General features: G+C 39.8%; 19 protein-coding genes and 1 pseudogene. 10 read left to right on the forward strand and 10 right to left on the reverse strand.

The window, feature by feature from the left end; all coding sequences use genetic code 11:
- Positions 1-59: 59 nt before the first annotated feature.
- Genes ccoP through ccoN form a run of 4 tightly spaced genes read right to left on the reverse strand, consistent with a single transcriptional unit; the run spans position 60 to position 3,285 of the window.
- Entirely contained in the window at positions 60-1,040 is a 981-nt protein-coding gene (gene ccoP / locus ACM2FC_RS05410) for a cytochrome-c oxidase, cbb3-type subunit III (protein WP_498479845.1), read from the reverse strand.
- Positions 1,037-1,216, reverse strand: coding sequence for a cbb3-type cytochrome oxidase subunit 3 (locus ACM2FC_RS05415; protein WP_498479846.1), 180 nt, complete (start codon positions 1,214-1,216; stop codon positions 1,037-1,039). The genes ccoP and ACM2FC_RS05415 overlap by 4 nt, the downstream gene beginning before the upstream one ends.
- Before the next feature lie 9 nt (positions 1,217-1,225).
- Positions 1,226-1,846, reverse strand: coding sequence for a cytochrome-c oxidase, cbb3-type subunit II (ccoO, locus tag ACM2FC_RS05420; RefSeq protein WP_498479847.1), 621 nt, complete (start codon positions 1,844-1,846; stop codon positions 1,226-1,228).
- 11 nt (positions 1,847-1,857) lie between these two features.
- Positions 1,858-3,285, reverse strand: coding sequence for a cytochrome-c oxidase, cbb3-type subunit I (gene ccoN / locus ACM2FC_RS05425; protein WP_498479848.1), 1,428 nt, complete (start codon positions 3,283-3,285; stop codon positions 1,858-1,860).
- Positions 3,286-3,543: 258 nt separating this feature from the next.
- Here ccoN and ACM2FC_RS05430 point away from each other — a divergent pair, with 258 nt between their 5' ends.
- From ACM2FC_RS05430 to ACM2FC_RS05450, 5 genes are all read left to right on the forward strand, one after another.
- Positions 3,544-3,912, forward strand: a complete 369-nt coding sequence (locus ACM2FC_RS05430) for a hypothetical protein (protein ID WP_498479849.1) — start codon at positions 3,544-3,546, stop codon at positions 3,910-3,912.
- 202 nt (positions 3,913-4,114) lie between these two features.
- Positions 4,115-5,062 (forward strand): hypothetical protein, encoded by a 948-nt coding sequence (locus ACM2FC_RS05435; RefSeq protein ID WP_498479850.1) that lies wholly within the window; start codon positions 4,115-4,117, stop codon positions 5,060-5,062.
- 203 nt (positions 5,063-5,265) lie between these two features.
- A complete protein-coding gene (locus ACM2FC_RS05440) occupies positions 5,266-6,600 on the forward strand; it encodes a TackOD1 domain-containing metal-binding protein (protein WP_498479851.1) in 1,335 nt (444 codons plus the stop codon).
- Positions 6,593-7,918 (forward strand): glycosyltransferase family 2 protein, encoded by a 1,326-nt coding sequence (locus ACM2FC_RS05445; RefSeq protein ID WP_498479852.1) that lies wholly within the window; start codon positions 6,593-6,595, stop codon positions 7,916-7,918. Before ACM2FC_RS05440 ends, ACM2FC_RS05445 begins: the two co-directional genes overlap by 8 nt.
- Positions 7,915-8,967: an HlyD family secretion protein gene (locus ACM2FC_RS05450; RefSeq protein WP_498479853.1), complete on the forward strand. Its 1,053-nt coding sequence runs from the start codon at positions 7,915-7,917 to the stop codon at positions 8,965-8,967. The genes ACM2FC_RS05445 and ACM2FC_RS05450 overlap by 4 nt, the downstream gene beginning before the upstream one ends.
- Before the next feature lie 41 nt (positions 8,968-9,008).
- On the opposite strand, the gene ACM2FC_RS05455 is transcribed toward ACM2FC_RS05450, so the two are convergent.
- Positions 9,009-9,611: a LysE family translocator gene (locus ACM2FC_RS05455; RefSeq protein WP_498479854.1), complete on the reverse strand. Its 603-nt coding sequence runs from the start codon at positions 9,609-9,611 to the stop codon at positions 9,009-9,011.
- A gap of 158 nt (positions 9,612-9,769) precedes the next feature.
- The gene (locus tag ACM2FC_RS05460; protein ID WP_498479855.1) at positions 9,770-10,024 is read right to left on the reverse strand and encodes a hypothetical protein; all 255 of its coding nucleotides are present in this window, start codon (positions 10,022-10,024) and stop codon (positions 9,770-9,772) included.
- A gap of 180 nt (positions 10,025-10,204) precedes the next feature.
- Between ACM2FC_RS05460 and ACM2FC_RS05465 the strand changes: the two genes are divergently transcribed.
- Complete coding sequence (locus tag ACM2FC_RS05465; RefSeq protein ID WP_498479856.1) at positions 10,205-11,110, forward strand: substrate-binding periplasmic protein; 906 nt, start codon at positions 10,205-10,207, stop codon at positions 11,108-11,110.
- A 41-nt stretch (positions 11,111-11,151) separates the two neighbouring features.
- On the opposite strand, the gene ACM2FC_RS05470 is transcribed toward ACM2FC_RS05465, so the two are convergent.
- Positions 11,152-12,033: a substrate-binding periplasmic protein gene (locus tag ACM2FC_RS05470; RefSeq protein WP_498479857.1), complete on the reverse strand. Its 882-nt coding sequence runs from the start codon at positions 12,031-12,033 to the stop codon at positions 11,152-11,154.
- 244 nt (positions 12,034-12,277) lie between these two features.
- Between ACM2FC_RS05470 and ACM2FC_RS05475 the strand changes: the two genes are divergently transcribed.
- The gene (locus ACM2FC_RS05475; RefSeq protein ID WP_498479858.1) at positions 12,278-13,024 is read left to right on the forward strand and encodes a substrate-binding periplasmic protein; all 747 of its coding nucleotides are present in this window, start codon (positions 12,278-12,280) and stop codon (positions 13,022-13,024) included.
- A 143-nt stretch (positions 13,025-13,167) separates the two neighbouring features.
- Here the strand turns inward: ACM2FC_RS05475 and ACM2FC_RS05480 are convergent, their stop codons facing one another.
- The 3 genes and pseudogenes from ACM2FC_RS05480 to ACM2FC_RS05490 all read right to left on the reverse strand — a co-directional run bounded on the left by ACM2FC_RS05480 (position 13,168) and on the right by ACM2FC_RS05490 (position 17,933).
- The gene (locus ACM2FC_RS05480) at positions 13,168-14,412 is read right to left on the reverse strand and encodes an SGNH/GDSL hydrolase family protein (RefSeq protein ID WP_498479859.1); all 1,245 of its coding nucleotides are present in this window, start codon (positions 14,410-14,412) and stop codon (positions 13,168-13,170) included.
- A gap of 114 nt (positions 14,413-14,526) precedes the next feature.
- Positions 14,527-16,308 carry a M28 family metallopeptidase gene (locus tag ACM2FC_RS05485; protein ID WP_498479860.1) on the reverse strand — a complete coding sequence of 594 codons (1,782 nt, stop codon included), beginning with the start codon at positions 16,306-16,308 and terminating at the stop codon, positions 14,527-14,529.
- Between the two features lie 180 nt (positions 16,309-16,488).
- Positions 16,489-17,933: pseudogene (locus tag ACM2FC_RS05490) on the reverse strand (replication endonuclease).
- A 357-nt stretch (positions 17,934-18,290) separates the two neighbouring features.
- On the opposite strand from ACM2FC_RS05490, the gene ACM2FC_RS05495 reads away from it, so the two are divergent.
- The 3 genes from ACM2FC_RS05495 (at position 18,291) to ACM2FC_RS05505 (ending at position 20,907) form a co-directional block, all read left to right on the forward strand.
- Positions 18,291-18,659, forward strand: coding sequence for a DUF3693 domain-containing protein (locus ACM2FC_RS05495; RefSeq protein WP_498479861.1), 369 nt, complete (start codon positions 18,291-18,293; stop codon positions 18,657-18,659).
- Positions 18,660-19,273: 614 nt separating this feature from the next.
- Complete coding sequence (locus tag ACM2FC_RS05500) at positions 19,274-19,597, forward strand: hypothetical protein (RefSeq protein WP_498479862.1); 324 nt, start codon at positions 19,274-19,276, stop codon at positions 19,595-19,597.
- A gap of 152 nt (positions 19,598-19,749) precedes the next feature.
- Positions 19,750-20,907, forward strand: a complete 1,158-nt coding sequence (locus ACM2FC_RS05505; RefSeq protein WP_498479863.1) for an iron-containing alcohol dehydrogenase — start codon at positions 19,750-19,752, stop codon at positions 20,905-20,907.
- Positions 20,908-20,921 lie beyond the last annotated feature (14 nt).

A 20,921-nucleotide genomic window follows, 5' to 3' on the forward strand; every position in this document is an offset into this window, starting at 1 on the left:
TTAAGCCCCAGCATTTTACTGGGGCATGTGAACTCTAAGTCACCCTAGAGTTATACTGATTATTTTTTTTCAGGTTGGCTCAAGCTCCAAACGTACGCAGCGACTAACTGTACTTTGTCGTCACCAAGAATGTCCTTCCATGCTGGCATAACACCCGAGCGACCATTCATGACCGTAGCAGTAACATCGGCGCGAGAACCACCAAATATCCAGTATTGATCAGTTAGGTCAGGCGCTCCAACCGCAGGGTTGCCTTTACCATCTGTACCATGACATGCAGCGCAAACGACAAAGCGTTTCTTACCTGCTGCGGCTTCTCTAGCGTTAACAGAGCGGCCAGAAAGACTCAACGTGTAGCTAACCACTTCTTTTACGCCTTGTTCGCCAAGCACCTCTTTCCAAGCAGGCATTTGGCCAATCCGACCGTTTCGGATCGTCTCAATAATGGCTTTGGGTTCGCCACCATAGAGCCAAGCATCATCCGTTAGGTTAGGGAAGCCTTTTTGTCCTCTCGCATCAGCGCCATGACATTGGGAGCAGTTCTGCAAGAAAATACGTTGACCAACTTTTAGTGCTTTTGGATTCTTTGCAATTTCTGGTAAAGGTAACAGCGTTTTTCCATCTTTTGCGTACGCAAGTAGTTGGAATTCTTCACCAAAATATTTGTTTGCATCATCTAGCTCTTTCGCATATTGATCCAATCGCTTTTCACTTTGTGCACTGGCGACAGAAGACTTAGACTCATCTAAAGACCGTACATTTTGGTTTGAACTTGTCCAACCTAATAATCCCTTGAAATTTCCCAAACCTGGATAGAGTGCCAAGTACACAGCGGAAAAAATTAAGGTACAAATAAATAGGTAAGTCCACCACTTAGGTAAAGGGTTGTTGAGCTCACGTATGCCATCGTACTCATGCCCCATATCAGCGCCTTCATCGACGTCCGATTGGTTCTTTGAACACCAGCGTAGAAGCAAAGCACAACCGACAAGCGTACCTATTGTAATAACGGTAATCCAGATACTCCAGAAAGTACTCATTGCTTGGTCTCTCCTTCCTTAGTTGAGCTTTTTTCCTTTTCATCTTCGTCGAAGATCATGTTGGCATCTTCTTCGAAGCGGGCCTTTCTTTTACTTCCGAAAGCCCACCAAACAACGCCAATGAAGCAGACGAACAACAAAACAGTCCATATACTATGAATAGTACCAATATCCATGTCGCCTCCTTACTTCATCGCATGGCCAAGTGATTGAAGGTAAGCAATAATGGCATCCATTTCTGTTTTACCTTCAACATCTTTTTGAGCATTTGCGATTTGTTCGTCCGTGTAAGGAACGCCAAAGTTATCGCGGAAAATTTCAAGCTTTTTCTGCGTTAACTTACCATCAAGAACATTGTCTGCGAGCCAAGGGAAACCAGGCATATTTGACTCTGGAACCAACTCACGAGGATCGATCAGGTGAACTCTATGCCACTCATCTGAATAACGACCACCAACGCGGCCAAGATCCGGGCCCGTCCTTTTAGAACCCCACAAGAATGGATGTTCCCAAACACTTTCACCTGCAACAGAATAGTGACCATATCGTTCGGTCTCTGCTCGGAAAGGGCGAATCATTTGGCTGTGACAAACATTACAGCCTTCTCGGATGTATACATCACGCCCTTCCATTTCTAAAGCAGTATAAGGACGCAGATTTTCCACAGGCTCCGTTGTCTGTTTTTGGAACATTAATGGTGTAATTTCTACCAAAGCACCAAAGCTAATGGCAATCACTACCAAGATCGCAAGCAAGCCGACATTTTTTTCAATTGCCTCATGGCGATTATTTGAATTAGAACTCATTCTTTAATCCCCTATGCCGGTTGTGGGACAGCTTTTAAGCTATCTTTTGGAGCTGAAACAGTTTTGTACGTGTTGTACGCCATTAAGAACATACCAAGCAGGAAGATAAATCCGCCAATAAATCTCAATGTATAGAATGGGTAGGATGCTTGAACAGATTCCACAAAACTGTAAGTCAATGTTCCATCTGAGTTAACCGCACGCCACATCAATCCCTGCATTACACCTGAAATCCACATTGCGACTATGTAAAGAACTGTACCTACAGTCGCCAACCAGAAGTGCACATTGATGAGTCGAATCGAGAACATGCGCTCTTGGCCAAATAATTTAGGAACCAAATGGTAAACAGAGCCAATTGATACCATAGCAACCCAGCCCAATGCTCCAGAGTGAACGTGACCAATTGTCCAATCGGTGTAGTGGGAGAGAGCATTGACGGTTTTAATAGCCATCATCGGCCCTTCAAAGGTAGACATGCCATAAAATGATAGAGACACAATCAAGAATCGTAAGATAGGGTCATAACGCAATTTATGCCACGCGCCAGAAAGAGTCATGATACCGTTTATCATACCACCCCAAGATGGAGCAAATAGAACAAGTGACATGATCATACCAAGAGATTGAGTCCAGTCTGGCAGAGCGGTGTAGTGTAGGTGGTGAGGGCCTGCCCAAATATAAAGAGATACGAGAGCCCAAAAGTGAACAATAGATAGGCGATAAGAGTAGACAGGGCGCTCGGCTTGTTTGGGAACAAAATAGTACATCATGCCCAAGAAACCAGCAGTAAGAAGGAATCCAACCGCATTGTGACCATACCACCACTGAACCATTGCATCCACTGCACCAGCGTACATTGAATAGGACTTACCTAGATTCAATGGTATTGCCATACTGTTGACGATATGTAGAACCGCAACCGTGATAATAAATGCACCAAAGAACCAGTTGGCAACGTAAATGTGCGATGTCTTACGCTTGACCAGAGTACCGAAAAACACAATGGCGTAAGCAACCCAAACAATAGCGATAGCAATATCGATAGGCCATTCTAACTCTGCGTATTCTTTACCTGAGGTATACCCTAATGGCAGTGTAATGGCAGCAGACAAAATAATGGCTTGCCAACCCCAAAACGTAAGTGGCACAAGCGGACCACCAAACAATCGAGTTTGACAAGTTCGTTGTACGACGTAATAAGAGGTAGCAAAAAGGGCGCTGGTACCAAATGCGAAAATAACGGCATTGGTGTGGAGTGGACGTAGCCGACTGTATGTCAGCCAAGGAGTATCAAAGTTTAGCTGAGGCCAAACTAATTGGGCGGCAATTAAAACACCAACGGACATACCTACAATGCCCCAGAGAATAGTCACTAGGGTAAATTGGCGGACGACCGTATAGTTGTAGTTTTGCTCGAGCTTCGTTTCATGGCTCATGTTGCATGTTTCCATTTTTCTAATTAACTACACTTTACTTCCGACACGACTGATGTCGTAATATCGCCCAAACCAAAAATATAAATAAACTTTACTTCCTTAGTTATTTATATTTTTGATTTACAAACAGCGATATATTCAACGTAAAACTATACTTGATTTAACATTTTAATGACAGAGTTATAACCGTATAACTCATAGGGTTTTGCTCTTTAGATTTCAAAAGTTTGAAGTTTGTAGCATGGGAGAAAACGAGATATGCCAGCACAAAAACTTACCAAAGGGCGATTGGCGCAGATTTCCGTGATGTTAGTGGTACTTTTAATCGCGTTTTTCTGGAGAACGTTTAATTTTACTCCAACGAAAAGTTTTCAATGTACTGTGAATTCAGTGTGTATTTTTAGTGTAAATAAATATTACGGCAAGGTGACAAATAAGAAGGGTGATGCAGTTTTAATCAACTCAGATGCTCCATTTACTATCACGACGCATCAGAAAAATGTACAAATAGAAAAGAATGAAACCACTTGGTCAATCACTTATCCAAAAGGTCAAAAGACAATAGACTTAAATATAATGTTGCCACCAGAAAACAATAAAACATTAGTGCATATTTTATTGGACTAGACACTTATTTTAAATTTTCAAGATATGATGTTGAATTCAAGTTAAATGCTTAATAAACAAACAGCTCGCAGCTATCTAATGGCCGTTTATCACTAATATATTCGTAGATAATTTTCTCATATTTAAAACAACTCGCTAAAGTCCCTTGGGTAAGGTGGTTTGTTATTCTAACCTTAAATTCATGGGCAATGGAGTTGAATGTATGAGCAAAATGACCAATCTTACGCTGTTAATCGTTCTCGGCTTTTTCAGTTATTTTGCCTATGCCAGTGATTCTCGTTGCCTCATTGTGACTTCATATCACGATGGTTACCTTTGGCAAGACCAGAATGTCAATGCGATATTTGAGCACTTGCAGGGCAGCTGCGAAATTAAATATTTTCAAATGGATACGAAAAGAAATAAAAAGGAGTCTTATGCGAGGGAAAAAGCGGCGCTAGCATATCGTATCGTTGAGCAGTGGAAACCAGATATTGTTATTGCTACTGATGATAACGCATCAAAATTTTTTGTAGTTCCGTATATGAAAAATCATGATATTCCAGTGGTTTTTAACGGGATAAATTGGACAATTGACCAATATGGTTACCCATTCAAAAACACATCTGGCATGATTGAAGTTCAGCCGATTAGAGAGCTACTTTTTGCTTTAGCAGAAATGACTGAAGATAAAGAGGGAGTAATTATTGCTGCAAACACTTTATCTGAGAGAAAAAGTGTCGGTATTTTTTCAACCATTGCTCAATCTTTAGGTGTTCGGCTAAACATTATGTTTGTAGAAAACTATAAAGACTTCAAGAAGTCATTTATAGAAGCTCAGAAAGCCCCATTCGTGATTTTTGTCAATTACGCGGGTATTGCAGACTGGAACAAAGAATCTGCGCATAAGTTTATCAAACAATCAACAGCCACATTAACGGCGTCAACCAATGAGTTCATGATTGATTACGTGGGGCTCGTTCTTAGCCATGTTGCGGCAGAACAAGGCGAATTTGCTGCTAAGGAAGCAGTCAAAATCTTGAATTCTAACGGTATATGGAGTCCTACAATAGTTTGGAATCATCAAACTAAAAACTTGATCAACAAGAAGCTGTTAGGAAAATACCAAGAGAATTTGCCTGCTCGCCTTAAATACAGCCCTCTTAAATAGTCTCGAAAGCACTAAATTCATAATCAGCTCTATTAGTAGTTGAAGAAGGAATCACCAAACACTTTCTAGGTTCAATATTTTCTATGTCTGCGTTGAAATTGGTAGTGCGGAAGTATATGTTGTCTAAATAGTTGATGTTTTTTTACATTCATCTAGTTAGACAAGGACTATGCGTACATCGCATGTTAAAAGGGGATAATACTATGTTGGTTAATGCCGATTATGTCACGTTGTTTGGGTCTCACTGTGACGAACTCGCCGCATTAGAGCTAAATCTCGAATTCAGGGAGCCAAGCGAAAATATATTTCGAGAGCGCGCGCAAATATGCATAATAAATCTTCCTCCAGAGCAACAGGATGACTTGCTTCAGAAAATACATCACTCAGAGTTTGGTTGGACTTGGCGAATTTATACGTTCAAAACAAGCCCTCTTAGTCATTTTCTTTCCGATGGCTTGTTGGCCAAAAACAAAATACAGCCTATATCGGACAAGTTAAAATATCTTCAGTCGGAGCCTAAGGACCGTTTACTTGCTTATCTTTGGCTAGACTCTGATAGAAAGCTTGCACCTAAAAAAGAACTATTAAACAAAGAATTATACCGATATCCGCTACTTGATATTTACCACAATCAAGAGAAAACACCTTTTCGATATCTACATAGGATGATTCAGCTGGATATTATGTCAGTTGGAGATTGTATTGATCGTGTTCGCTATTGCGAAAGGTGTAACTCCGGTCATTTAAACTATGTCGATTCATGCCCATCTTGTACTGATATAGATATTGTTTCGTATGACGCGTTGCACTGCTTTACCTGCGGCCACGTTGACGATGCTAGCGAGTTTATGAAAACCCAATCTATGCAGTGCCCAACATGCAAGACACTGTTGAAGCATATTGGAGTCGATTACGATCGACCATTGGAAATGCATCACTGCAATAGCTGTAAAAAGGAGTTTGCTGAAGCCAACGTTATCGCAAAGTGCCTGAGCTGTGACCACATAAACGATACCCATAAACTCCAAGCGCAAACATTCTATTCTTACACTGTTGGGGAAAATGCCCAACGTTTCCTATTTGAAGAACAACTCAACCCAAACTTCAATATTCAACTTCAAGGCACAACGAATGTCGCTGCATTTGAAGCAGCATTAGTGTGGAAAAACCAACTTTCTATACGCCATTCTCAAAAAGACCTCCTTATCGGGCTAAAAATCAGTAACTCGCGTGAGTATATAAATACTCATGGTGATGTAGCTTACATAGAACTGATCGTTCAACTTTCGGAACACTTAGAGAAGCTTTTTAGAAACACTGACTTAAGTTGTCAGTACGGTGATGACCTGATCTTTGCACTGTTACCACATTTTGAATACGACTTTCTCGAAGTCGTTTACAAAAGGCTAGAAGAATTTGGAACACTCATTGAGTCCGATCTGATTGAACTCAGAGTTAACCATTGGCAACTACCAGACCCATCACTAATAGATATAAAACAATGGATGAAAAACCGAACGAGTGAGTTGAATGATTGATTCTTTCGGATATATCTCATATGGCGTAAGAGAGCTGTTTGCTCAAGTAACAGCTAACTTTGACGTGTTAGTTTCATTTTTTCCAATGATACTGATCGCCGAATCTCCACTCATTATGCTAATGATTATTGGCATATTCAGATGGCATTGGAAAAATAAAACAGCGGATTTACCTCATACGCCATCTATTAGTTTTATTATTACTTGTTACGGGGAAGGGGAAGCCATTCGCTCAACTATAGACACTCTTGTCGAGCAGGTTTATCCCGGCAATATTGAAATCCTCGCCGTTGTTGATGGAGCGGTCCAGAATCAGCATACCTACAAGGCCGCTATGAGAGCATTTCATGACTACCTAGGACGAAAAGATCGCGTGGTAAAAGTAGTGCCAAAATGGCAACGCGGTGGGAGAGTATCGACACTAAATACAGGGCTACTGAAAGCGCGCCATGAATTGGTCATCAACGTGGATGGTGATACCTCTTTCGACAATAACATGGCTTTGGTGATGGCACAGCAATTTAGAGATAGAAATGTCATCGCTTCAGGTGGAGCACTGCGTGTCCGTAACGCTAAGACTAACATATTAACCAGAATGCAAGCTTTGGAATATATGATGTCTATGCAAGGAGGCAAGACGGGTACCACTCAATTTGGGCTACTTAACAATATTTCAGGTGCATTTGGGGCTTTTCGTAAACAAGTTCTGCGGCGGGTCGGTGGCTGGGACACGCATACTGCTGAAGATCTTGATTTAACCATGAGGCTTAAGCAATACAAAGGGAGATATAGGAATACCAAGCTTGCTTTTACTCCACACGCTATAGGTCATACAGATGCACCGGAAACAATTAAAGACTTTATCTTACAAAGGCTAAGGTGGGATGGTGACTTGATGTTTTTGTATGTGCGCAAACATATCAAAGGTTTATCACCAAAGCTTCTGGGTTGGCCGGTATTCTTGTATACCTTAGTTTATGGAGTGCTAAAAAATGTACTACTACCTGTTATTGTCATTTGGTATTTAGTACATATTTTAGTTACGTACCCAGCGGTTCTATCATTGACCGCAGCGATATTGATCTATTCCGTGTATTTGGCCGTAGTGGTAATTAAATTTGTCGTCTACTGGGTACTAATCTCAGAAAGAAAGCAAAGCGATATCAAGCTTTCAGGATGGCTACTTTTGTATCCAATCTACGCTTTGTTTTCACGGTTTATCACAGCATTTTCGATATTCAATGAAATAATCAGACGTTCGCATGAAGAGTCCAGCATGGCGCCTTGGTGGGTGTTAAAAAGAGGGAAGAAATTTTGAAAGTTAGATTTATGCTAGAAAAGCAAAAAAGTCCAACTTCTGAAAAAGGAGTAAAGGTTGCCTATGGACAAGCTAAACGAACAGGATATCGACTTCGTTGGTTTTTGCTTTTGTCAGCAATATTAGCGCCAGCGTTATTTACTATCTATTGGCTTATTCGGCCACAAATTTTCACCATAGCACCGGGGATTGTTACTTACCAGCCGATAGATATCGTCGCTCCAGAAAATAGCACGATTAGTGAAATGTATGTGAAAGTAGGCGATACCGTTTCAAAAGGCCAGCCTCTATTTTTGCTTAAGAATGTGGTTTTGGAAGCAGAAATTAAGTACCTTGAAGCGGAGATAAAATCTCTACAGCTATATAGCTCTAAAAGAGAGCGAGACGAAGTGTCTTTATACTTAGTGGCCAAAAAGAATGCTGAGAAAAACTATACAGAAATGGTCGCAATCAAAAAAAAGTATGACGACTACTTTAAGAAAGGCCACGTAAGTACTGCTGACTATGCGTCGGTATTAAATAATTACTATACGACTCAATCTCAGCTTTCCAATGCTACTCTTCAATTACAGCTAGCTAGAATTCGTGGCGCAGACGAAGACTATGTGGGTGATTTATCCAATATAATTCGAACACTTCAAACAGAGTTAATGCAGAAGAAGGGGCAAGAAGAATTATTGCTGGTAAAAGCCCCTTTTGATGGCAGGGTGATTAATGAACTGGGCAGAGTGGGTGAGCGTATTGAAGCGTCTACAGAAGTAATGACATTTTCTCGTTTGTCTCATCCTGCAGAGATCGATGCATACTTGGACGCAAAATACATAGAAAAAGCCAAGTTGGGAGAAAATGCGACGATAAAACTTCCAAATGGACAAACGTATATTGCGAAAGTTTCTCAACCAACTCAGCTCGCGTTAAAGTTGCCAGCCCAATTAGCAAAACCTTTTGAAGGACAGAAAGCGTTAATGAAAGTGACGTTGTCATTCACAGACGATAAACTTAATAAAGAAATGCTAATCGAAGGCATGCCTGTTGAAGTGTACTTCTAAACTACTGAAGATGGCAGGTGGACACCTGCCAGTTATCATTTTTAAAAGCCACTCCACAACATCACGGCGCAGCCAATAGTTAAAATACCCATAACGCGATTAAAAATCTTCCAATGTTTGTCATCGTAGAGTATTTTTGCTATTTGACTTCCTAACACCACCCAAAACCCAGTCGTAAACAGGCATGTCCAAGCATAGATACTGACGACAACCAATGCAGACATCCAGTATAAATCACCTTGCAACGTATATCCCGATAAAACCGTTAGAGTAAGAATCCATCCTTTGGGGTTTAAAAATTGGAGTAATACTGACTCTCTAAGGTAAAGCGGTCGAGATTTTTTTGATTGTTGATCAGGCTTACCTTTCTGGAATAAGCGTAACCCAAGGTAAGTTAAGTAAATACTGCCGGCAATTTTAATAAAAAGTGGAATAGAAGGGTACGCAGAGAACAACTGATTAATCCCTAACGCTTCTAATCCCATGACTAAATAAACACCAACGGACACGCCGAACAGATGTGGAAGTGTTCGCCTTATTCCAAAATTAGCACCTGATGCAGTGACCATCACTACATTTGGACCGGGAGTAATGGTCGATACAACCATAAATATAAACAGAGATAAATACTGTATAGAGCCCATTTGGTAATCCAACAAAATAAAACGGTATTGTTGTATAGAAACCTTCTATAGTAAAGCTGTAATCACAAGATCAATATTTAGGGCGAGAGGAAGAGTATATAGGTAAGACTAGTGACAATGTAACCAATGGGTCACCCCATTGGTTAGAAGAGAAATGTTTATGAATAACATTTGTCGATATTCTTTTTCGCTAATCGGTGCCCAATATCAAAGGCATAGCTCTCTTCATCAAATACGGATACTCCTTCCGTGCGCTCGTTCATCACTGTTGCTTCAACAGTGATAAAATAGCCTCGGTTGTTGGCAGGACCTTCAAAACTAAATGAGGCAACGTAACCATCCTTTTCTTCTATGTATTCTACCTCGACTTTGTAATCTACATCGTTGTGAGACGCTTCTTCTGAGTTCACCATAATTACAGACTCCGCTTTTAATGAGTGGTTGAGAAGTTGTTCCTTTTTTAATAAAAAAATTATAGGCACTCTAGCAAAATTAAAGGAGCGATTTTGAGTATCTCTTTTACCTATCTCACATAACCAAGTGACACATACTAGTCTAAGATTGCTTAAGGTACGTTAAAAGCAAAGAGTACAATGACAATTAATTTATCAAGCTACCAAAGACAATTTAGGGTTTGTCTCACAATAGCAATATCTATGATTAGCGACGTTGTTGTCGCAGAGTCTGAGCCAGAAAATATCACTATAATCAAACATATTGCCATTGAGCACGAAAGTGATAGTAGGCAGGGGTATTTTATAGAACTACTCAAGTTAGTATTAGACAAAACTCAAGAACAATATACTCCGTATAAGTTAGAGCCTGCATCTCATGCCATGTTTCAAAATAGGGCTATCAAAACGCTGCAATCTGGGCAGGGACTTGATGTTGTATGGACTATGACTTCAAAACAACGTGAAAAAGACCTAATGCCTATACGTATTCCATTACTAAGAGGTCTACTTGGATATCGAGTTTTTATTATTAATTCGGGAGACCAATATAAATTTGATAGCGTTGAGAGTTTGGAAGATCTTAAAAAGTTAACTGCTGGGCAGGGACATGATTGGCCGGATATAAAAATACTTCAACACTCTAATTTAAAAGTATTACCTGTTGGAGGATATGAATTACTTTTTAAAACATTGGCAAAAAGAAGGTTTGATTATTTTCCTAGAGGTGTCCATGAACCATGGACGGAGCTAGCTAGCCATCCAACATTAGATTTGGAAGTCGAAAAAACTTTGATGCTAAAATATATTTCGCCTATGTATTATTTTGTCAACAAAAACAATGTTGAATTGAAGAACCGTATTGAGCAAGGCTTATTAGCTGCGATCGAAGATGGATCGTTTGATGAGCTTTTTTACAATCATCCTCAAATTAAAGAGATTTTAAAAAAAGCGAATATGAAGAATAGAAAAACATTCTATTTAGACAACCCCTTACTGCCAAGTGAAACGCCAGTAAACAATAGTAAGCTGTGGTATTCTCCATAGAGCAGCAGAGAAAAGGCCCTAAACAGGGCCTTTTTTACTAACTAATTTCGACTATCGTTTACATCGAGCCAGTAGGAAGGGTCATTATAAATTGGGTGCTCTGGTAGAGTTTGATTTTTTACTCTGAATAATTTTCTTTCGGATAAATTCGCTTTCTTAATACTTTCACCGTTGTATTTATAGAACTCTTTATCAAATGAGCCATCCGCTTTCATTTTTTCTAACCCATAAGAGATTCGTTCCGCTAACCTTGGATTATTCGGCGAGACAAAGAAAAACCACGGTAGAGGAAGTTCCATAACAATGTTCGGCTCAACCATCATTTCAGGGTGTCTATCTTTACGTTCATCATATTCACGAAAAACTTCATTCATGCCTCTTATGAAATAATCTGATCGCTTCGCGATCAGCATACTGAACAATCCATCATAAGTAGAGCCTGTGACAATTCTAAATCCACCTTCTTTTCGTAGTGCTTTAGTTGTTGACCATTGTGCACCCACACCTGCATTTAGCTGCTTGAGGTCATCTAGGGTTTGTACATTATTGAATTTCTTTAAATTATCTTTATGAATAAGGAAAATCCGATAGTTTAATATACCTTTAAGTATTGGGAAGTGTACAGGAAGTGTTTTTTCTTCCCATTCTCCTCGAGTTGGAGCATTGTGAACGTTAATTCTTTTCCCTGACTTCAGCTCGGTTAGCATTCTATCTCTTGTTCCAGACCATTTAGTTTCTACAAGCTCGTAGTCTCCATACTTATCCTTACTTGCTTCTAGCGCTAGCTGCAAAATATGATTCGGATAAACAAATCTATTGTCTCCCTCAGTTCTCGCTTTCGCAACTTTAACAACATCTATTTCGGCAAATGCTGCAGGCATAAATGTGATTAAACCAAAGACTATTATGCCAATTAACTTCATAATCAAACTCCCTTTTGTAAAGTATTCAAATTAGCTACGATATAATATTAGTATATATATACTAATTATCACCTTAGATAATAGGCTATATTATTCAATAATATAGCCACAAAAACACTTACTACTACAGCTGTAGTTAATCCATTCTCACTTTTAATACAACCTAGCTAATTGTCTATTAATCACCATGTATTGAGAGTTAATTTTACTAAAATATAGTTAATTCAAGGAAGAGAGTAACAAGATGAAATATTTTCTCATCATACTAATTTTATTTACGAAAGTAGCGTTCGCTTCAGACAAACCTATTGATGTAGTCGTCGGGCTAAGCGATGGGTTTCCCGTCTATTACTACGATAAGGAATTAAAAGAGTTTCGTGGTCCAATGGTTAAATCTTTCGAAGCTATATGCAAGGAAGCTAGTTTAAATTGCAAGTTCAAATCTGTACCAAAAAAACGACTCGAAAGTGACTTAAAATCTGGAAAGATAGCATTTGGTTCAGTGATCAACAGTAAAACTCAAGCAAAACTACTAAAAGGCAGTGTATATTTTACTGACTTCAATGTACCAGCAAATTTAGGTATGTATTCAAGTTTGCCCGTCGATCAGATTCCAACGAAGTTAGATAGCTATTATGGTCAGGATATTATTTGTGTCCGAGGTTGGAGCTTATCAATTCTGCCAGGTGTCTGGGAGGCTGAAAAAGAAGGGAAACTTAAGATCTATACTCCTACAACGATTAAATCCGCCACCAAAATGTTACTAGAGGGCCGCGCTAAATTTCTCTACGCAAACAAACAAAAAATGGATGTTTATATTAAGCCTACAGACAAGGTTTACTTTAGGGAGTTTAAGTCGTTAAATCAGACATTTGGCTTGTCAACAAAGTCTAAGAACTATGAAGAAGTAAAACTTAGAATTGATAAGGCTATAGCGACACTTTTTGCCAATGGAACAATCGATAAAAAAACGGGAAAGTTAAGTAATTAGAGCGATATCCTGCTTAAGATGCTAAACCTCTCACTTAATCACGTTATCTACGCCTGCATTGCGATTTTTAATAGTTATTTACTGATATCAAAATAATCGCAATGCATACTTTCTTACATTTAATTTAAATTAATGATGATAATTTATTTGGTAGTGAATAATGCTATTACATAAGGGTGCATTTGCTCAGCAATATACTTATGCATAGCTGTAGTAGGGTGAGTCACTCCCCAAAATACATATTTATCTGAGCCATAACGTGCACAATCTTCAGTTAGTGGATGGCTCAACAAGTAATCTTGGGAAGAGCTTCTATTTATGTTTAAACAAGCATCAGTTGAATTCTCGAATCCATAGGCGTTAGGGTCTTGGACTGTTTTTTCAAACAATGAGTACGCATCAAATAAAAGTAGGTTTATGCCTTTCTCCTTATAGCGTTGTGCTTTTTCCTCTATATACGAATTAAAAGCTAAAATTTTCTGTTTTACTTTCGAAATTTCTTCTTCAGTAGCGTATTTAAATTGTGGAGCGTGAGTAGCGTCTGGGAGCGTCATTAGCAAGATACTTTGTGCGCCAGAGCTAACAAGTTCCATCAGAGCAGAGCTGAAGTCATCTTCCACGTCACTCAAAGAGCGATCGTAATTCATAAAATCATTCAAACCAAACTCGAGGGTAAACAATGTGTTCTTCGGGTTATAGTTTTCCGCTGCTGTCATATAGTTTAAGTAAGACTCAACCTGTTCCTTAACACCAGTCAGTACACCATATTGGTTTTCACCGGCTGCGCCGCCAACAGCCCAGTTGTATACGGGTATATTTAGATCATTAGCCAAGTATTCAGTCCACACAAGCCCATTACTAAAATGACCAAGAAACCAAGTGTTAGGATTCGGGAAAAGCCATTGAGACGCATTAAATAAGTTTCCTGTATCAGACAAACTATCCCCGAAAGAAATCATTTTATTAATATTTGTTGCTGCCTCTTTGTCATTTGACCAAATTGTGTGATTGTAGGAAAATCGATTGTCGGCAGCGTAAAACAATACATCTTCAGCAGGGCCGGTTACTCCAAGCGTTTCAATACATCTTTGTTTGATTTCCTGCTGTGTCGTCGTGGTATAAAACATATTTCTCAGCTTTATATCTGACTTCCAATACCCATCTATTGAGTAGTATTTACCATTCGGCTTAAGTGCCCACTCCCAGGAAGTTGCTGAATCATCATGAGTTTGGCCAAGCCTGTACCAACATCGAACATAAGTATATGTTTCATTGGATTTTCCTAACAACTTGTTGAAAGGTGTAATCGGCTCAATTGGCGGGGGAGACGCACTGACTGTGAAAGAAAAACATGAAATTAGAAAAACTCCAAACAATGCCCTTAACATAGAAGACTATCCTTAGTTTAATTTTATAAATAATTAACGTGCTAGCTAGTGAAATTAGTAAAGAATTAAGGTCCCGGTTAAGGAACCTTATTTTCAGCATCATACTAAGTTGTATCACTGGCGATCTTGATCAAAATCACCGTGAAAATGGCTATGGTCACTGTGGCTCGGTGCGGCTTTCAGCTTGGTGCCTATGCGCAATTTAGCTTTCGGAGCTTCAGCAATCAGCGCATTTAATTTGCTTGATGGCAATTCTTCTGTTGAGAATAGAGGTTGACTGAAAGCGTAGTAGGTTGTCACGTAAGCAAGTGCTTGAGTATTTAGATAAAGGGCGTTTTGGCTAATGTTATTTAGGTCGTCGCAAGCTTGGTGATAGCAACGGTCATAAGCTGCGCCAATATCACCACCAAACTGTTCGACTTCCGCTGCAGTTTTCACTTTCTCCGCACCGGTAAATAGACCGCCAAATGCGACTCCCCAGTCTGCAAAACCCGCATAGTCTGAACGTTTAGATAAAGCCTGAGGTACGGTACTTTCCGATCTTAACTCGAAAAATTCGTTGAACATGGATTCAATGTCAGAAGTGCCATAGGGTGGTTGAAAGTCGCCTGTATAAGCGTTATCTGGCGCATCTTTGGTATCCGATAAATCTCCGTCCATTACGCCAAAGATATAATTTGGTGAGGCAATCATGTCGAAATTTAGATATAGCTTAACCTTATTGAGTTCATTATATCTGGCTTCGACTTCATCAATCTGAGTTTCCGTTAAATCAGAAGGATTTTCCAGTTCATACTTTTGCATTATCTCAGTTTGAGCCTGCGTATAGATAGGGGAAAATAATGTGTCTGCATAATGAGTTGAACCGACAAGGCCAGACTCTTCTGCCGCCCACCAAGCAAAGCGAATTTTATTTTTCACCGGAGCTTCGAGATCGGCAAGTGTCGTGGCAAACTCAAGTAGACCTGCAGTTCCAGAGCCATTGTCGTTGATACCCGGGCCTGCTGGTACTGAGTCTAAATGAGCCCCGAGCATGACGATTTGGTTTGGATTACCTTTTTTAGTTTCGGCAATGACATTTTTTGTCACCACCATTTTATCTTGAACGGAAACATTAAGGTTGGCAGAAATAGAGGAGGCTATGCTATCGTCATACCATTGCTTGCCCAGCGCATAGCGCAACCCAAACGCTGGGATCGTAGCAGTACTGTCGCTACCAAGGGTGCCATTAACAACCGACATTCTGCCTTCATCGTTACCTTGATTAAAAATGATAACTGCGATAGCGCCCGCTTGCTCTGCATTTACAACTTTATCGCTAAATGAGCATCCACCTCTTTGGATGACAGCAATCTTTCCTTGGATACCTTTATCAACAAAATCGGATGCTTCACAACCATCGGTATCATCATAGTTACCTGAATCAAAATGAAAATCTGGAGTGACGAAAGCAATATCTCCATTTATTAATCCACTTGAATCACCAGAATAGGACATAACCGAAAAATCTTGTTCGATATTTTCGGAGGAGTCATAGTTACTATTCAGCTCAACACCATTCACAATCAGTGTTGTACCCGTTAATTCCTCCCAAGCACGAAAATCTAACTCTTGCGTAGTCACATTGTAGCCATAACGCTTCATCACTCGTACCACATAATCGGTAGATTGTTCATAACCGCTAGTTCCTGCAGCACGGGTCACCGATGTACCATCTGTTGTAGTCGATGCTCTGGCTTCCAATGCTTGCAAATGGTTAACGGTGCTTTCTCTAGAGATATGACTACTGACGTATTCAGCTGCTGTTCTAGGATCGTCCCAATAACACCCAGAAAGTAGGGTAGAACTGAACAATGTGGCTAGCACTATTTTCTTATTATATAAATAACCCTGCACTTTTATACTCCTTGTATTGATAAGCTCAGGCTATTGTTCTGTATTTTTAGCGAAAATAACACATCCGATGTGTTAAAAAAATGATAACGGTGACTCATACAGTAATGTTGTGAAACACTTGTTACTATCAATTACATATTAATTACGGAAACGTGTCGCTAAGAAAATGTCGCTTAGCAGTCAGCTATTGACGAGAGCTTGTACTATATCGTCAAAACGGGCAGGGATAAACTCACCAGAAACCAACAATTTCTGAATCGCATCGGGTACGGAGTATTGAACCTTCACGGTTTGATCTTTTCTTTTGACCAACACGCCGCCCATCGCATAACAAAACGCTTTCCAATCGCCTTCGTCTGCAGAGCGGCGAACTTTCTCTAATAAAAAATGTTCGGGTTCACTTAAGTCAGTGAGCATGGCATCGTCCTCTTGAAATTCTTCGCGCAAACGACGGAGCTCGCGCCAAACGGTAACCGACGGGCCACCAATGAACTGAAACTGTCTAATATTATTTAAACGTGACCACGTCACAACGCGTTCCGCAGCGTCTAAACCATTGAGATTGGAGCCTTTATCGCTCAATATATGCGCGCCATCTATATTTTTGCTGACGTATTTCGCCACATAGCCAACTGCAGAGCCTTTAGACCAGTCAATGTGCTCGCATTTGAAGCGATATTGACTGGCTCCGGCTTCGTTTGGTGAATCTTTAAGCGATAAACGGCGAAATTCGGAGACCACAAACTTGGTGTGTTTGCGGTCTAAAAACAACAAAAGATGATGATGTGACGTGCCATCTTGATGTGGTTCAACAATGCGCATTCCATAGAGCTTAATGTCATGCTGAGAAAGCGTTTTTCCTAGCTGTTGCCACACAGACATTAAGTGTTTGTGGGCAGATTTAGCGTCCGGTTTGCCAGCTACGATCCAATTTTTATTGATTGATCCTTTAGAAACGGCGTGAAAGCGGGATGGGGCAGTTGTCGTAATAAATACTGCATCATGGCCGGATTCTTGGGCGATTTCCTCAAAGCCTCGAAGCCTTACAAACATTTCGCCGCGTCGAATGCTTGGATTTGAGACGGATTTCTCGATAACTCCTTTAAAGTAAACCAGTTATCGGGATTTTCTTCGTCAAACGCGACCATATTATCTAAGGCGATTTCATTAGAATTACGGCGATCACGTTGACGATTTAAGGAGAAATCCGAGCAATAAATCTGTTTTGAGCGTTGAACGAGCGCCAAATCACGCGCAACTTGTTCAACTTCATAGGCACATTTTCGGCGAAGCTGGTGAACGAGCCAGTTTTCATCGAGCGCACGATTAACCAATGAGAACAATTCGTCATTGTCCGTGGCTTTTTTAATGGCAGCTTCAGTAAATGCCAAACCCAAATCCGCTAGAAGCTCGACAACTTTTTCAAATTGCTCATCAACAGTCGGCAACGTTCGAACGGATTTTAAAAACTGTCGTGACTTGGTATCGGCTAATTGACGGATGTCATCGTCGGCCATTGCCGAACTGTAACCATGACGAGTTAAACGCTCGTGCGCAGATTGTAATTGTCGAACAGCTTCAACCGAATCTTTTTGCTGACACACATCAGAATACACACGCAGCATGTCTTTGCAAAACTCGCCGTTACGTTTAAAGCCACGAGGAAGATTTGAACACGGACTCGCAGAAACTTTTTCTGGAACGTCCGACACGTCGTGAGAATAAATGACGTCGTCATGATTTTGATTCAAAAGAAATTCGCGAGGATAATCTGGACGACGATGGTCTTTGATTGGCTTGGTTAAATCCAACTGGTAATCATACGAGCTTGCTAAACGGGCGGTTCACAAAATTTCCCTGACGATTCATACAAAGGGACTGAATCCCGATTTATGTAGAATATCAAGTGACAATTATCGGGATTGTAAATCGCCCAAAAACGGGATTATGAGTATACAATTTAAGGGATTAGAGGAACGCGCATGTACCAAGAACAAATATTAGATGCCTATAAATCGGCTAAAAACTACGTACAAGACAAGCAAATTGCACATGACTTGAGTATCAGCACGCAGAAGATTAGTAAAATTAGAAATGGCGAACGTCATCTAACTGAAAATGAAGCGTTTTTTCTAGCTGAACATATTGGAATGCCAGAAGAAGAAGTTTTGGTTTATCTAGCAGCTGATCGCAGTAAAGACCATAGAGCTCAAAGCGCTTGGGAAAGCATTGCAAAAAAGTTTAACGGCCAAGGATTACGAGCAATATCAATGGCTAGCGCGGGTTTGGTGTTGGTGATGATGCCCGATTTTGCTCATGCTGACCAGTGCGCATTATGTATCTTATGTTAAATATGATTACTAAGAGCCTAAGGTTACTAGCCTACGAAACAAGTGCACTTTAAATCATTAAACATAACTATCATTTACCATAAAATATATAATTTACATTAATAATCAATAGTTTAGCTGCTTTGCAGCCAATGCTATTGATTATCAGATAAAATTATTTAAATCTCTAGCGATTGAAATGACTCGTATTCTTGGCCGTGCTTGAAGATCTATCTCAGAGTTATTTCTATTGCTCGAAGTATTTCTAGTAGATTGAACAAATGAATTCAAACTAAGTGCTACACGTTTGTTGAAATGCAATCTGGTTGTGGTCAGTTATTACCAACAATGGTTGTCGTTCTTTAATTTTTGTAACAGCTACGATGTTTCCCCATTTAGATTAATTTTTAAGCACTCCCCTTTTCAAACTTAACTTTTACTATTTTTCTCGTCGTTATGGCTAAGGGTTATGATTATATCTATTTATATAATTTGATGGCTCTTTATAAATAGATTATAGGTTAATTAATCGGTTTTTCGTTAATGAATAATATGTTTGTTTTTTGCATTTACAAACACATTGTATAGTGAGTAAATATAGACATCCACTACGTCTTAATAAGTAGGAGGTCAATATGATTACTATTACACTGGATTCATTATCAAATCATTTGGACTTATTAAATTCCATTAATTTTGATGAAGAGATAGTCTTTATAAATGATGGGTTGCATTCATATCAAGCTGTTAGCTTGACTGTTGGCAAAAAAAGCTTCGAGCAAAATGGGATGTCTCACGCAATCGACATGATCTATCATATTGGTTTGTCTGATGGCAGATTTCTTAATCTTCAAATAGGTAGCGGTAATATCACTTTTAAAAATCCACCTATTTCACTACAAGCTAGTGACAATGATTTGATAGCACTTCCCTCCAAGGTTGCTAGCTATTACTTCTAACTTTAAAAATTCATCTACTAATCATCATCCCTATTCATAGGTGATTATTAAAAGTATAACCGGATGTTAACAATAAATAATTAGAATGAAGGATCGCAAACGAAGTAAAGTCAAAATTCACAATTTAAACTAATAATATTCAGGAATTTGTTATGGCTGAAAATTTTATCGTACCTTCTAAAACATTTCACGGTATTGGTACATTCGAAAAGTTGGCAGAGTTAACTGGTGAGCGCGCAATGATTGTAACTGGGAAAGGTTCAATGCGACGCACTGGATATATTGATAAAGCAGAACAACTGTTACGCTCGAGTGGGCTAGAAGTTTATGTGTTCGATGGCGTTGAAGCGGACCCTTCAATTGAAACGGTTATGAGTGGCTTTGACACTATGCAGTCTTTCCAGCCAGATTGGATAATTGGATTAGGTGGTTGTTCAGCTATTGATGCGGCTAAAGCTATGTGGGTTTTCTACGAATACCCTGACACTAAGTTTGAAGATATTATCCCACCATTCACCATAAAACCTTTGCGTAACAAGGCGAAGTTCGTAGCAATTCCATCAACTTCAGGTACAGGAACAGAAGCGACTTGTGTTTCTGTTATCACTGACAGAGAAAAAGGCACAAAGTATCCGCTTGTTTCTTACGAATTATGCCCTGATATCGCGATTGTAGATGGCAAAGTTTGTCAATCCATGCCTCAACATGTAACGGCAAACACGGGAATGGATGCATTAACTCATGCACTTGAAGCCTACGTCACACCTTTAGCAGACGCTTATACAGATAGTTTGGCGGAAAGAGCTGTAACCGATATTTTCAAAACACTTCCTGCGGCTTGCGAAAATGGCAATGATCTTGAAGCTAGACAAATCATGCACGATGCTTCATGTTTAGCTGGGATGTCTTTTACTAACGCTCTACTCGGTATCGTGCATTCTATGGCTCACCAAGTTGGCGGTATGTTTGGAGTTCCTCATGGTCGAGCAAATGCGATTCTACTTCCAAACGTAATTCGTTTTAATGCATTAGAAGCAGAACACAAATACGCTAAATTGGCTAAGTTAATCGACGAAGATAATTCCGAATCTCTAGCCGCTCGAATTGAGCAGCTTCGAGCTTCAGTAGGAATTGAAGATGGATTTAAACAATTCGGTGTTGATGAGAATACCTGGAAAGAAAAAGTACACGTGATGGCCAAAAATGCGATGGCTGATGCATGTACAGGTTGTAACCCAAGGCTACCGACGGAAGATGAAATCGTTGTGTTGTTAAATCTATGTTTTGATGGTGAAATCTACAAGAGCTAGAGTTTTAAAGATAA

It is taken from the genome of Vibrio sp. A37, from assembly GCF_059777565.1.